The organism is Nocardiopsis aegyptia (genome assembly GCF_013410755.1).
GTDB lineage: Bacteria > Actinomycetota > Actinomycetes > Streptosporangiales > Streptosporangiaceae > Nocardiopsis > Nocardiopsis aegyptia.
In genome coordinates this window covers 250,708-263,444 of record NZ_JACCFS010000001.1, presented here as the reverse complement: position 1 = coordinate 263,444, position 12,737 = coordinate 250,708, and the positions used below count along the sequence as shown (strand labels likewise).

The following is a 12,737-nucleotide window of genomic DNA, read 5'->3' as shown; positions in this document are numbered from 1 at the left end:
CGCTGTCGCCCTCACGGCCGGATACGGCCGATTCTGCCGAAACCCCTGCCCCCACAGGCTGCGAAGGGCCACAATCGGTGTTATAGGCAATGTATCTAGCGAGGTTCAAGGGAACGCACGCCGGTGTGGTGCCGGAGACGTTCAGCGACCGGCAGGGTTCTGTGAGGCGGAGGCTCTGAGCAATGATGGAAGAAGGTTCGCAAGCGAAGGACGTGATTGTGCCTCTGCCATGGGCTTCTCGCATCTCATCCATGCCATATCTCCCTGGAGGTGGCTCGCAACAGATGGAGACACTTGCGATACTCCTCAGAGCTGTCGATGAGAAAAACGGGGTAGCGACGGAGGTAATCGATCTCGGAGACGGGGTTGAGCGGACCCTGCGGGATGCAGTCAAGCAGATCGCTCCGGCGGGTCTGGTGGGCCACATAGACCGGAGTCATCTCTCAGTCTCTGAGCAGGCACGCGCGTGGTTGAATTCCGGGCAGGCTTCTGATCTTCTTGCGGTATTTCATCGGCATGTGCGCTACGTCGGTGAGTTGTTGGATGAACTTCGTGAGAATCCCAGGACTGTCCGGGAACTGATGGAGGCGGCCGGAAGCAACTACCAACTGGAGTGGAGAACTCCAGACCAGACCCGTCGGCGAATCACATGGTTTACCTGCCTCGGCCTGGTGGAGTACAAGACATCAACGCACATTGGCCTCACCGATAAGGGCCACGAGCATCTACTAACCCTGCAACTCGGTGGACCGAACGCCGTGCCCTACTCCATGCCGACTCAGGTGACTATCCAAGAGCCACCCAAGGCCATTGCGGACGCTCTGACCGCCTTGACCCCCGAAATCCTGGGCCTACGCATGCCGGTCCTGGGTTACATCCCGCGTGGAAACGGGGACACGGACGTGGTGCAAGCTTTGACTCTACTTGTGAACGCTTGCTCACCGCAGATCTCGCGTGCTGACCTGCTCGCATACGCTCAAGAAACCTTTGGCGTATCAGAAAGCTCATTCGGCGCCATACTGACTACACTTACCAGGTCAGGACTGGTCGAACAGACGGGCTTCAATGTCTACTCACCAACAGCGTCGGCCACAGCCTGGCTGGAGAACCCGACCGCGTTAAATCTAGCGCTCCTTCTGCATAGCCGAGTTCTCTTCTTTCTCGAGATTATCCCCCTCCTCTCTGAGTTTGATCAAGCGCCTCAGCTTGCAAAGGCTGCCGTTGACCACTATGGCTTGCAGCGTGTGGACGTCGGAGGCGTCAGGACCCGCATGCAGGTCCTCAAGGCAGCCGGACTCATCTATGAGCGGGCAAACTGGCGTTATCAGTCAACTCCCTTGGGGGATGCTGTCGCACAGGCTTTCCCTCTTCAGGCGCCTACTGATATAGATGACACCTCCATTGAAACGTTGGAGGTGCAGCCAGGAGGCCGGGTCGAGTCCCCAGCACTTATCCTCTCCAAGGAACTCAAGGACGCCTCAACTGCGTCAGAAAACCCTCTTCGGCTCGAGAAGGCAGTGGCAGATGCCTTCACCCTACTTGGGTTCGAGTCTCGGCATATCGGCGGAGGTGGAAAGACGGACGTACTAGCTACTGTCGATGGCCCAGATCTCAAACCAGTACGGGTAATCATCGATGCTAAGGCCGCTCGCAACGGAACCGTCAACGAAGGATCAGTGTCCTTTGATACTCTTAGTGAACATAAGAAGCAGTATGATGCCGATTTTGTTGCACTTGTTGGCCCTAGTTTCGATTCGGGGCGCGTCCGGGCACGTGCGGAGAAGAACCACGTCTCGCTCGTAACTGTGGACGAGCTCATTGCTCTTCTGAATCGTCATGAACGCACGCCACGCTCGGCTGTGTCCTTCATTAAACTGGTCGATCCTGCTCCTGGTTCTCGCCGCGAACTAGATAGCGCTTGGGCACAGGCCGAGCGCAGACAAGCACTCCTGGCACATGTGGTAGCGGTCCTAGCTCAGGAAGCCCGCGAGGCAGACGAAGTCACCAATCGAGCCCTGTCTCCTGATCAGATCTATCTCATTGTGCGAGATGAGATAGACCCACGGCCAGCGAGGAAAGACATCGAGGATGTCCTTCAGCTTCTTGAGCACCCTTTGATTGCTTCTGTAAGCCGAGTCGGGACAGGGGCACGCGGTGACGCCTTTCACCTCGTAGATTCTCCCACACTCGTCACCTCAAAGCTCCGATCGCTAGCATGTACCCTTACTACACTAGGAACGGATCAGTAGCAGCAGGATACTACGGCTCGCTGCATCCACCGACGGGGATTTTTGTTCGATCAGCCACGGATTCGAACACGAGGAAACCTCAGGCCAGCAGGAGTGAACTCGCAGATTGAACTGCGATCGGTATGACCGCACGCCTCTCGGTACTCAGGTTCGCTGGACACCTTTCAGGCCCATACCCGGAGCCAAGGAGAGGGAAATCGACCTCGAGCCGGAGCCTGTGCAATTTTGTCGGCGACGACTGCGGTCTTCCGAAATGCTTTCTGTCGCAGTAACCTCAGTAACTACCAGAAGTGCAAGCATTCACGAAAGCCTCTTCAACCAACCCCTCCCACTCATCACTAGGAGGAGACCCTCCACTTATATCGCTTGGAATGTCATCATTCAAAGCAACATGGGCGTTGATGCAAGTTTCTTCATTAATTTCAACTCCTTGCCCTTGGAACATCTTATGAACTTGGACTCCACGCTGCGCTGATTCTTCCAAATAATCAAGCCTCTCATCATAGGTTGCAGCACATCCGGATACAGCAAGAAGAGCCAGAGAACACCAGAAAATGATTTGAACAGAGGATCGAAACATTACGCTTTTTCCTCCTTTTCAGTGGACGATTGGTCGAGATTCTGCTCCCTCTTTCTTTGATCCAACTTAAGCCTGTGAATTTCTTCTGCAAAGACCGCAAGATCATCATCGACCTTATTTGGGTCTCCGGAGTACTTCCCTAGACCCACATCGAAGGCTTCAATCTCATGCTCGATCGAATCGGCCGTTTGCTTGGCATAAAAACCTTTCTCTTTGAATTTGAAGTACCCCGCAACCCCGGATGACATTCCCACCGCAAGGCTGGTACCGATAAACCATATCGAGCTTTGATCTAGATAAAGGGAAGTTCCAGCAAGAGCTGACCCAAGAAGAGACCCCCCAATAACGACAACTTGAAGCAGAGAATTAACTCTGGAATGAAATCTACTTTCGGAGCGCAGCTCTTCAGTATAAATCAATGCATCTTCCCTGTAGGCTGCGCGTCGATCATGAACTTGCTGAGCTACCCCCCTCGCTTCTAGCCTGCGGTTTTCCCTTAGCACCTGCAATCCGAGCTCAAGCTCCTCCGTATTCCATCTATCCTTCCATCCATGCCCCTTCTTTTCTCCTACAACAATTTCCCCCCTGAGGTCACTAGAGATATCCAAGGAGGAAACCCCAGGATAGACTCGCAAAAAAGATCCGTAAGCGAGAGGGGTTGCCGAAATTACCACAAGCATCACCATCTCAACTAGGGAAAATTGGCTGCGCCCGAGCACGAAGAAGGCCAAAGAACTAGAAAGCAAGAGGAGTATTCCAAGCCCAATACAAAGGTAGCTATACCGAGATCGCTGCCTCGATCGGTCTATAAGCGACCTCAGAATAATAATTCTTTGATTCTGAAGGATAAGTTTTTTCTTCTTCTCCTCCTCGCCATTAGCATCTCCCCTTCGCACCAGATCAGCCACCAAGCACCCCAGTGAACTCAAAGTCTATTTAAAAAGTTCGAAACCCAATATTTTTACCACGCGCAGTCCGAGGTATATCTCCCATGGCCAGATGTGGCCAACTTCGGACTAGCAATGAATTACGGACTCCATGCGTGAGGTAGCCACCGCACATCACCAGGAGACCTTTGATCCGATGGGATGACACCCTCGGGCACGAGGAAACCCCAGGCCAACAGGGGTGAACCCGTGCTCTGGCCTGGGGCCTGTAGGGCCGTATAGCTCCTGGTGTGCTCACCGGTCCGGCTACGACACCGGTGCCTTCGCCGGGAGCGACGCGCCGCGCAGCAGCGACGCGGTGGCCTCGGCCGCCGCTTTCGCGACGTCGGGGAACACCGTCTGGTACGTGTCCTGGGTGAAGTGGACGGTCGCGTGCCCGAGTTCCCCGGAGACCACCTTCACGTCCGACCCCGCGGCCAACGCCAGCGAGGCGGCACCGTGGCGGAGCCCGTGCAACGTGATCGGCGGCAACCCCGCCGCGCGGGAGATCCGTAGGAACCAGTCACTGGCCTGCGCCGGATGCCACCCCGCCCCCGTCCTGACGGGTGAACTCCAGCCCCGTATCCGTCCAGCTCGTGCCTGCTTTGAGGCGCTCCTCGTTCTGGAACCTCTTCCACGCCCTGAGCACCTTCACGGTGTCCTGGTCGAGGGTGATGGTGCGCTGGCCCGCCGCGCTCTTCGGCGTCGTGGTCACCGTCTCCCACGCAAGCTGGACGACCTGGACGCGGATATCGACCTGCCCGTCCGTCAGCCTCGTGTTGGACCAGGGCAGCCCGATCGTCTCTCCTCGGCGCAGGCCCTTGGCGGCGATGAGGTGGAACATCGCATACAGCCACCGGTACTTGCGGGCGCGGGCCAGGAAGGCACGGGTCTGCTCCGGGGTCCACACAATCACCTCTCCCGGCACCGTCCCGTCCGCTTTCCATTGGCGCCCCCGTTCGGGGGTCCACACCATCGGCTTGACCCTCGGGTACGAGGGGAGCCGCACGTGCGAGGCGACGTTCATCGACACCGGCAGGTGTGGACGACGCACCGCGTCCGACAGCGCACTGCGCAATGTCGCTCTGATGCGGTGTTTCGTGGACAGCGAGATCACCCTCTGGCCGCGTACTGACACCTTCACCTTCGCATCATCCGACTCGCGGCACTCCGGGATGTGGATGTTGGTCTCCTCGATCTGGGCGAACATCGCCTCGACGTGGCGGGCCTGAAGCTTGTCCAAGCTGCGCCGGCCCAAGTGTGGGACGAGGTGCGTGCGGATGTGGCCGCCGTAGGATCCCCGGGTGCCAGGGGGAGCGTCAGCGGTGTGGCCGGGAGCAAGGTCCTGAAGCCCTCAAGGTCATGCGGGAGGCATCAGATCGCTCTCGCTGACGGTGTACGTCAGCGGGGGATGGGCGAAGTCCGATTCGTTGTTCTCGCGGCGCCGAAGTTGGTAGAACTCGCGTTTTTGATCGTCGTCGGCCGAGGTGAGGCGCACCCCTTGTGGGAGGTATGCGTGCCCGTCGCGGAACCGAAGGAGGGTCTTCGACGTTCGGAAGGTGACGCCCAGCCACATGTTGTCCGACGCTCGGGCGGGCGAGTCCAGCACGATCCTGTGCTTGAGCCGTCGATTCGAGGCCACGGAGAACGCGACGATGCTGTTGTGGGCGAGGGGGATCTCGAACCCCTCGGCATCGGGATCCTTCGACTCGAAGATCAGCTTCCTCGGGATCGCTTCGGGATGCCGATAGCAGGAGAAGACGGCGATGAACGACTCGTCGGCGAGGTCGAGAGCTTGGTCGGAATGGCTTCCCATGGTCCTGTAGGCGTTCGTGTAGCTCTCGACAAGGGCGTTGTTGAAGCCGACAGGAATCGCCGCACGCTCTTGGACCTGGCGCGCCAGCCGTTCGTGCACTGTTCGGAAAGGCTGCGCGGGGTTGAGGTATCGAGCGGTGGTACGCACGAGGGGCACACCACCCGCCGCATCGATTCTGGTGAGCACCGCGCCTCGCCGGCCCTTGCCCACGTCCTCCCATCGAACCGACGCGGACAGCTCCGCGAAGAGATCCTCCTCGGTCGGCAGGGCGCACGAGACGATCTCATCCGAGATCCTGGATTCGAGGGGCAAGGTAATCTCCCGTGTTCATGCTGAATAGAAACCTGTCGCCGTAGTCGATGAAGGACGAGGTCCTGTTCTCCTCGGCGTACAGCCTGCGCAGCTCGTTCATTCCCTCCGGCGTGGGCGGCTCCATCTTCACCGCGTCCCCGGACATTGTGAGGAACGTGTGGCCGTTCTTGTGAACGGCTTCGGTGCTCGAACAGCGCACCACGTATCCCAGGCGGGTCGGGAGCAACGCGGCGTCCAACGTCGAGGGCCGGATCTCATGCGTGTACAGACGGTTGACGGACAGCGGCATGAGGAACACGGACCCCGGATAGAGGGTCAGTGTGAACTCCGGCGGGAGCGCGGCCCCCTCGTGTTCTCCGGTCGGCTCCTTGAGGCGGAATCGGAGCCGGGTCAGTCCACTGGTCCTCTTCACGCCGTAGTCGAAGGTGTCGTCGGCCAGGGGTCGCAGCTTGTCGAGCCCGTCATAGAAGGTACAGAAGGCCATGAGGCCGTCGACGGGCATGTCCTTCGTCTTGTCGGCATGGGCCGAGATCCTTGCCTTGGACTGCTTGCGCTCGGCCGTGGCACGGGTGTTGTGGTAGATCTGGGCCAGAACGTGGTTCAGCGGTGCGTGGTTCCGGAAGACGGTGGCGGCCTCGCGGTTCAGAGCCTCGACGATGCGTGTGTCGGTCGGCCCGAAGCCCTCGGTCGGTCCTGAGAGATTCGTGGAGCACCGGAGCAGGCGGAAATGGAGCTCGTCGCCTTGTCGAGTGACGGGCGTCAGATAGATTCCGCTGCGGTGGGCTGTTCCGGGCTTGGTGGACTCCGTCAGGGACTGGAACTCGTGCTCCGCGCTGATCCGACCGAAGTGGTCGGCGTCGAGGTCGAAGAACCGCCGGTAGTACACGCCGGCACCGTGAACGCGGAGGGGGACGCGGCCGAGGTCGACGAGGGGCCAAGATTCGTCGCCGTCCTCGTGGCCGTGCGACAGGTCCCGGATGACGAAGACCCGGGCCGCGGCGCGCAGTCGGTCGCCGCTGATGCCGGATACATCGCCACACAGGTAGACGGTCTTCCGCGCGAGGTCCGGCGAACCGGAAGCGAGGTCCTCAGGCGTGATCGTGGACCCGAAGAAGTTCCTGGGCAATTCATGATCCTGCCATTCCGCAGGCGCGACCAAAATGTTGCTCGTATCATCGAGGCACGCCTCTGACGGCTCTGGATGGTGTAGCAACGAAAACCTGCCCTTCGCGGTTATTCCGGATTGATCGCAGCGGTTGACATGGCAGAGGTCAGCACGTTTTCGTTTGTGCGGTGAATTGTAGGGAGAGGTGGTGAAGTCCTGCTTATTGATTCGCTCGAGCGGATCGGCCGAGGGGACGGATGATACTGGATGGGAGGTGTGCCGAGCTATTCGGCGAGGTCGCGCGGACGGCGGACGGTGAGTGGCGAGCGGCGAGCGGGCTGCACCAGTCGGTGACGTCGATGGTCCGCCGGGGCGGGAACCTCGTGGCCGGGCACCGCGCCTCGCGTTCTGGTCGGCGGTGCGCAAGGATCCCGATCATGGACGAGGACTGGCGCAGTGATCGGATCGGCAGTGCCCTGCGGGGCGAGAACCCCACCGTGCTCCGGAGGCTGGACACGGGATTCGCGGTGATCGGAGACGTCCAATTCCTGCCGGGCTATGCGGTGCTGCTGGTGGACGACCCCGCGGTACAGCGGCTGTCAGAGCTGTCCAGGGACAGGAGATCGGGCTTCATGTCCGCCATGGACAGGCTGGGGGAAGCCGTGGAGCGCGCCTGCACAAGGCTCGACCCGGCCTTTCGCCGGGTCAACCTGGAGATCCTCGGAAACACCGACCCCTATCTGCACGCGCACGTGTGGCCACGGTTCGACTGGGAACCGGCCGATCTCGTCGGCAGGCCTGTGTGGCTGTATCCGCGTGAACGGTGGAGCGACGGGCGCTCCGCCCTCGGCCCGCACCATGACGGCGTGCGGGAGGCGATCGGCGAAGAACTGGACCGGCTCGCCTGACCACCCTCGGACATGTCGCCGTGGCCGAGCACCCGCCCATGTCGCGTCGGCACCTCCGGCGAGACCCGGCCGCTTTCCGCGCCACCTGTGTGGCAGCACGCTGCGGACGTGCGGGCGGGAGGTTCGGTGTCGACGCCACCGGGTGGCGTCGTCCTCCATCGATCGACCGACCTGCGCTCGTAGGATTCGCAAGGGGTGGCCGAGAGTGGGGGACCGGGGAATCCCGGGAACACGGTTCTCTCGGCATCGGACCCCGTAGGGCGACGTTGAGCCGCCGGAAGGAACCGCCGACCGAGGAGGGCCTCATGACCACCCGACCGCGCGCCGTCGCCTTCGATGTACTCGAAACCCTGGTGGACCTGGAACCGCTCCGCGCGCGGTTGGCGGAGATCGGCCAGTCCGCCCGCCTGTTGGAACCGTGGTTCATGCGGTTCCAACGCGACTCGATGGCACTGGCCCTCGCCGGGGACTTCGCCTCGTTCGACGCGGTGGCACGGCAGGCGCTGCGCACGGACACCGGTCACACCGCGACCGAGGCCGGCATCGACCACGTACTGGAGGGATTCGGTCGGCTGCCCGCCCATCCGGATGCCGAACCGGCCCTGCGTCGGCTCTCCGAAGCCGGGCTGCGGATCGGCTGCCTGACCGTCGGCAGTGCGGAGAACACGGCGAGCTTCCTGGAACGGGCGGGCCTGGCGCACCACGTGGACCGGGTGGTCACCGCCGACCAGGCCGGAATCTGGAAACCCGCGCCGTCCGTCTATCGCGTGGCTGCCCGCGAACTCGGAACCTCACCGGGCGGCATGGCGATGGTCGCGGTACACGCCTGGGACTGCCACGGAGCCAAGCGGGCCGGCTGCCTGGCCGGTTGGTGCGCCCGGTTGGAGGGCCGCTACGGTGACGTCTTCACCGCACCCGACGTGAGCGGCTCCGATCTCGTCCAGGTCGTGGAACGCCTGCTGGGCCTCCCCTCCGACTGATTCCCGCCCGCACCGGGGCGAACGCCTTCGGGCAGAGTGGCACCGGGGGAGTCCCCGTAGCACCGACCACGGCGACCACGGAGGAGGATGGATCCATGCCCAGGAAAGAGGTCACGCCGGCCAGGGCCCGCCGGGCGCCCGGCCCGAGTCGGGCGGAGCTGGAAGCCGCTCGGGCCAAGGTGGGCCCCGACGTGCTGGCGGAGGGCCTGGACGTGCTCTTCTGCGGTATCAACCCCGGTCTGGCGTCGGGAGCGGCAGGGCACCACTTCGCGAATCCGGGCACGCGCTTCTGGCCCGCCCTGCACGGTTCCGGGTTCACGCCCCGTCGTCTGCGGGCCGACGAGGAGGACGAGCTCCTGGCGCTCGGGCTCGGCATCACCAACGTCGTCGACCGGACCACGGCGCAGGCGAACGAACTCACCCGGGCGGAGGCTGTGGAGGGCGGGCGGTGGCTGCGGCACAAGGTCGAGCGGTGGCGGCCCCGGTGGCTGGCCGTCCTGGGCGTGACCGCGTTCCGGGACGCCTTCGGTGACCGAAGCGCGAGGGTCGGACCGCAGGCCATGGAGATGGGGGACGCCCGGGTGTGGCTGCTGCCCAACCCGAGTGGCAGGAACGCGCACTGGCAGCTGGACGGCCTCACCGAGGAGTTCGCGCGTCTGCGGAGGGCCGCGGGCCTGCCGGACCGCCGCAGCGCCCCTTGACCTGCCGACTGTGAACCCGTGTTGCTCGTTGTTGCCGAAAGCCACCTTCTGTTCACTGAAGGTGATGTCAGGAAGATCGACGAGGGGGGACCCATGGGCATCGATCGGTTGAAATACGCGGGACGGACGCTCTCGGTCGCGTTGCTCGCTTCCTCGGTGCTCGCCGTCAGTGCCTGCCAGAACGGTAGTGTCGGCGGGGAGGAGGGCGCTGATGTCGAGGACGTGCAGGAAGGGGAGAACGGCGAGGACGACACCGGCGTCGAGGCCGAGACGGGCAGCACGGTGACCGTGTCGGCCGAGGTCGAGGAGGTTCTCTCCGACGAGTCGTTCCAGCTGGAGGGATCCAACGACTGGGGCGACGACGAACCGCTGCTCGTGGTGTCCGCGCCGGAGGACGCCGACGTCAGCGAGGGCGATGCGGTGAGCGTGACCGGTACCGTCCGGGACTTCGACTACGCCACGTGGAGCGAGGACTACGAGCTCTCGGACGAGGCCCGCTACGAGGAGTTCGACGGCCGACAGTTCATCGTGGCCGACGAGGTGAGTCAGGACGTGTCGCCCGAGGAGTCACTGGAGGGCTCCCCTGAGGAGTCCCCCGAAAGCTCGCCCGAGGCGTCGCCGACCGAGTAGCGCATCGCGGCTCCGTTCGGTCAGGGCAGGAACATCGGGCGCAAGGGGTCCCAGGGGCCCTGGCCCCGGGCAGCGACGGCCTTGGCGTGGCAGGCGATCCGATCGCTCAGCAGGCGCGGATCTGCCGGTGCCTCGGCCGCGCCCATGACCTCGCTCCGGGCCCGCGTCGCGATGGAGACCTGGCGGTGGAAGTGGCGGATCGCGTGCACGTCGAAGGCGAAGTCGGAGTCGGGCTCCGCGCAGGACTGGTCCGCGTGCCAGAAGCGGCCCAGGCCGCCCACGTCCAGCGCCCACCGTCGCAGGGTCCTGCGGTCGCCGCTGATCGTCACGAAGTCACCGAAGGTCCTGACCCGTGGTCCGTTCACCGGCTCCGTCCACGCGTGCTCGATCTCCCAGCGGCCCTCCCACCTGTCCCGCTGGCGGGCGGTGTCCGCGGCGAGCGCCGCCGGGTACCCGTGGGTGTTCCACGTGAGACCGCCCTCGGAGGGACGGCGGGAGAGGCGGTGCCGACGGATGCGGCGTACCGCGGAGGCGTCGACGGTGGACAGCGGCACGGGTACGAAGGCCACCGGCGGGCTCGGAAGGCCGTCCCAGGGGTTGGGGACCAGGTGCGGTGAGTCGATGAGCAGCACGGTGTCCGGGCGCCGCTGGTAGGACAGCCCCCAGAGCAGCCGCGCCAGCACCCGGGTGCCCGCGACGTCCGAGGAGATCATCGTGTACTCGTCGACCCGGACTCCGAACCGCCACGGGTCGGAAGGGCGCGGGCTGACCACGGTGAAGTGCCGCCCGCCGTGCACGATCGTACGCCGGTGCAGGCGCAGCCGCTGATCACGCGACGACGCCGTTCCGGTCGACCAGGGGTCCCTCGCTTCGGTCATCGCTGACCATGGTCGCGGTGTCGCCGGTGCCGCGTCCACCCGGTTTCCGTGTGGGTCACGGGTGGCGGCCGGCGAGGACGCAGAACTCGTTGCCCTCCGGGTCGGCGAGGATGGCCCAGCTCTCCTCGCCGGTCTGGCCGACGTCGACGCGCCGCGCCCCCAGGTCGAGCAGTCGGCGGACCTCCTCGTCCTGCTCCCTGTCAGTCGCGTTCACGTCGATGTGGAGCCGGTTCTTGACCGTCTTGCCCTCGGGTACGCGCGCGAACGTCAGCGACGGCGGCACCGGCCCGGGACGGTTCTTGCCCTCGGGAACGGCGGGGGAGCCGATGGCGACGAACCCGTCCTCCGACTCCTGGACCTCGTAGTCCAGGACCGAGCACCAGAAGCGGGCGAGACTGTCCGGGTCGGCGCAGTCGATCGCGAGTTCGGTGAACTTACTGGTCATGTCCGGGCCTCCCAGGCGTGTTGCTCGTCTGCCGCAGGACACGGTAACGGGAAGCGGGCCGCACCGGGAATCCGCTGGTTCTCGACGCACGGGCGAAGCCTGCCGCGCAGCCCTCTTCTGGCTGCGACGCCCTGGATCGGTCAAGTCCGCGCACGGTGTGCGCGCACTCCTAGTCCACGGACGGCGGGCGCAGGGCCGGGACAGCGGTCAGGCGAGGGCGTCGAGGTAGACCCAGGCGCCGTCCTCGCGGACGAAGCGGCTGTTCTCGCGCAGCTCGCCCTCGTGGCCGTCCTCCCGGTACACGGCCCGGAACGACACCGTGCCCTCGTGGTGGAACGGTGTCCCCTCGCCCGTGCCCAGGATCTCCAGGCGCACCCACTCGGTGCGCGGGTCCAGTTCGAGCGTGGCGGGTCGGGTGCCGGCCGCCCAGGTGCGCATCAGGTAGGCGGCGTCGCCGACCGCGAAGGCGCTGTAGCGGGAGCGCATCAGCGCCTCGGCGGTGGACGCCGCGGACTCGCCCCGGTGCAGCGGGCCGCAGCACCGGCCGTAGGGCCGCGGCGAACCGCAGGGGCAGGGATCGGTGTCGGGTGGAGCGGTGGCGCGGCGGCGGGATCGGGACATGGGTCCATTGTGGTGCCTGGGGCGGCCTGACCGTTCCCCACGCGCGTCCGAACCCTGCGCTGTCCGCACCCGCGCGCCCGCCGGGCGCCACGTCCATGGCCCGCTCCACGCACCCGGACGCCGGTCACACCCGTCTCAGAACCCTGTGCTGCCCCGCACCCGGCGCGCACGCGCACCCCGACAGGCGTGGTCAGGCGACCGCCTCCGGGGTGCGGTCGACGTCCTCGCGCTGCTCGGGCGGCGTCAGGCGGCCGGTGCGGTGCAGCCACCAGTCGGCGACCAGGGTGCACATCGGGGGCACGGAGGCGGCCAGCGCCAGCAGGGTCGGCCACACGCCCCAGCGCAGCCGGAACGCCGCGAACAGGGTCAGCAGCACGTAGACGACGAACGCCCCGCCGTGGATCGGTCCGAAGACGTGCACACCCAGCTCGTTGCCGTTGACCAGGTACTTGAAGCCCATACCGACCAGGAGCCCGGCCCAGGTGAGGGCTTCGAAGGCGGCCACCGCGCGGAAGGCCATCGCTGTCAGGGTGGAGATGCTCACGCTGTTCCTCGAACTGGTGGGAGCCGGACACGACCGGCCCCG

The 12,737-nt window shown here is 64.3% G+C and carries 13 protein-coding genes and 1 pseudogene; 5 read left to right on the top strand and 9 right to left on the bottom strand.

Translation table 11 applies throughout. The annotated features are described in order from the left end of the window. Nucleotides 1-284: 284 nt before the first annotated feature. Nucleotides 285-2,249, top strand: a complete 1,965-nt coding sequence (locus HNR10_RS01200; protein WP_179820149.1) for a restriction endonuclease — start codon at nt 285-287, stop codon at nt 2,247-2,249. A gap of 274 nt (nt 2,250-2,523) precedes the next feature. Here HNR10_RS01200 and HNR10_RS01195 read toward each other — a convergent pair whose 3' ends face one another. The 5 genes and pseudogenes from HNR10_RS01195 to HNR10_RS01175 all read right to left on the bottom strand — a co-directional run bounded on the left by HNR10_RS01195 (nt 2,524) and on the right by HNR10_RS01175 (nt 7,009). Then, the gene (locus HNR10_RS01195) at nt 2,524-2,829 is read right to left on the bottom strand and encodes a hypothetical protein (protein WP_179820147.1); all 306 of its coding nucleotides are present in this window, start codon (nt 2,827-2,829) and stop codon (nt 2,524-2,526) included. Further along, nucleotides 2,829-3,737, bottom strand: a complete 909-nt coding sequence (locus tag HNR10_RS30685; protein WP_218897578.1) for an SLATT domain-containing protein — start codon at nt 3,735-3,737, stop codon at nt 2,829-2,831. The genes HNR10_RS01195 and HNR10_RS30685 overlap by 1 nt, the downstream gene beginning before the upstream one ends. A gap of 285 nt (nt 3,738-4,022) precedes the next feature. Continuing rightward, nucleotides 4,023-5,076: pseudogene (locus tag HNR10_RS01185) on the bottom strand (tyrosine-type recombinase/integrase); the annotation flags it as partial. Between the two features lie 39 nt (nt 5,077-5,115). Continuing rightward, nucleotides 5,116-5,883 carry a 2OG-Fe(II) oxygenase family protein gene (locus tag HNR10_RS01180; RefSeq protein WP_179820145.1) on the bottom strand — a complete coding sequence of 256 codons (768 nt, stop codon included), beginning with the start codon at nt 5,881-5,883 and terminating at the stop codon, nt 5,116-5,118. Further along, nucleotides 5,855-7,009: a hypothetical protein gene (locus HNR10_RS01175; RefSeq protein WP_246405994.1), complete on the bottom strand. Its 1,155-nt coding sequence runs from the start codon at nt 7,007-7,009 to the stop codon at nt 5,855-5,857. The genes HNR10_RS01180 and HNR10_RS01175 overlap by 29 nt, the downstream gene beginning before the upstream one ends. A 416-nt stretch (nt 7,010-7,425) precedes the next feature. Between HNR10_RS01175 and HNR10_RS01170 the strand changes: the two genes are divergently transcribed. The 4 genes from HNR10_RS01170 to HNR10_RS01155 all read left to right on the top strand — a co-directional run bounded on the left by HNR10_RS01170 (nt 7,426) and on the right by HNR10_RS01155 (nt 10,207). Beyond that, a complete protein-coding gene (locus HNR10_RS01170; RefSeq protein ID WP_179820142.1) occupies nt 7,426-7,896 on the top strand; it encodes an HIT family protein in 471 nt (156 codons plus the stop codon). Nucleotides 7,897-8,201: 305 nt separating this feature from the next. Then, nucleotides 8,202-8,876 carry a haloacid dehalogenase type II gene (locus HNR10_RS01165; protein WP_179820140.1) on the top strand — a complete coding sequence of 225 codons (675 nt, stop codon included), beginning with the start codon at nt 8,202-8,204 and terminating at the stop codon, nt 8,874-8,876. A 95-nt stretch (nt 8,877-8,971) separates the two neighbouring features. Next, a complete protein-coding gene (gene mug, locus HNR10_RS01160) occupies nt 8,972-9,577 on the top strand; it encodes a G/U mismatch-specific DNA glycosylase (RefSeq protein ID WP_179820138.1) in 606 nt (201 codons plus the stop codon). 93 nt (nt 9,578-9,670) lie between these two features. Then, a complete protein-coding gene (locus HNR10_RS01155; RefSeq protein ID WP_179820137.1) occupies nt 9,671-10,207 on the top strand; it encodes a hypothetical protein in 537 nt (178 codons plus the stop codon). A 20-nt stretch (nt 10,208-10,227) separates the two neighbouring features. Here the strand turns inward: HNR10_RS01155 and HNR10_RS01150 are convergent, their stop codons facing one another. The 4 genes from HNR10_RS01150 to HNR10_RS01135 all read right to left on the bottom strand — a co-directional run bounded on the left by HNR10_RS01150 (nt 10,228) and on the right by HNR10_RS01135 (nt 12,695). Further along, a complete protein-coding gene (locus HNR10_RS01150; RefSeq protein WP_179820135.1) occupies nt 10,228-11,085 on the bottom strand; it encodes a hypothetical protein in 858 nt (285 codons plus the stop codon). A 55-nt stretch (nt 11,086-11,140) separates the two neighbouring features. Continuing rightward, on the bottom strand, nt 11,141-11,530 hold the full coding sequence (locus HNR10_RS01145; RefSeq protein ID WP_179820133.1) for a VOC family protein: 390 nt from the start codon (nt 11,528-11,530) through the stop codon (nt 11,141-11,143). 207 nt (nt 11,531-11,737) lie between these two features. After that, nucleotides 11,738-12,151, bottom strand: coding sequence for a YchJ family protein (locus tag HNR10_RS01140; RefSeq protein WP_179820132.1), 414 nt, complete (start codon nt 12,149-12,151; stop codon nt 11,738-11,740). Between the two features lie 190 nt (nt 12,152-12,341). Next, nucleotides 12,342-12,695, bottom strand: a complete 354-nt coding sequence (locus HNR10_RS01135) for a DUF3817 domain-containing protein (protein WP_179820130.1) — start codon at nt 12,693-12,695, stop codon at nt 12,342-12,344. Between the last annotated feature and the right edge of the window lie 42 nt (nt 12,696-12,737).

What these genes read in the sequence shown, in the direction of transcription:
- HNR10_RS01200 (WP_179820149.1), top strand. Translation starts at nt 285, where the DNA reads ATGGAGACACTTGCGATACTCCTCAGAGCTGTCGATGAGAAAAACGGG.
- HNR10_RS01195 (WP_179820147.1), bottom strand. Translation starts at nt 2,829, where the DNA reads ATGTTTCGATCCTCTGTTCAAATCATTTTCTGGTGTTCTCTGGCTCTT.
- HNR10_RS01170 (WP_179820142.1), top strand. Translation starts at nt 7,426, where the DNA reads ATGGACGAGGACTGGCGCAGTGATCGGATCGGCAGTGCCCTGCGGGGC.
- HNR10_RS01165 (WP_179820140.1), top strand. Translation starts at nt 8,202, where the DNA reads ATGACCACCCGACCGCGCGCCGTCGCCTTCGATGTACTCGAAACCCTG.
- mug (WP_179820138.1), top strand. Translation starts at nt 8,972, where the DNA reads ATGCCCAGGAAAGAGGTCACGCCGGCCAGGGCCCGCCGGGCGCCCGGC.
- HNR10_RS01155 (WP_179820137.1), top strand. Translation starts at nt 9,671, where the DNA reads ATGGGCATCGATCGGTTGAAATACGCGGGACGGACGCTCTCGGTCGCG.
- HNR10_RS01150 (WP_179820135.1), bottom strand. Translation starts at nt 11,085, where the DNA reads ATGACCGAAGCGAGGGACCCCTGGTCGACCGGAACGGCGTCGTCGCGT.
- HNR10_RS01145 (WP_179820133.1), bottom strand. Translation starts at nt 11,530, where the DNA reads ATGACCAGTAAGTTCACCGAACTCGCGATCGACTGCGCCGACCCGGAC.
- HNR10_RS01140 (WP_179820132.1), bottom strand. Translation starts at nt 12,151, where the DNA reads ATGTCCCGATCCCGCCGCCGCGCCACCGCTCCACCCGACACCGATCCC.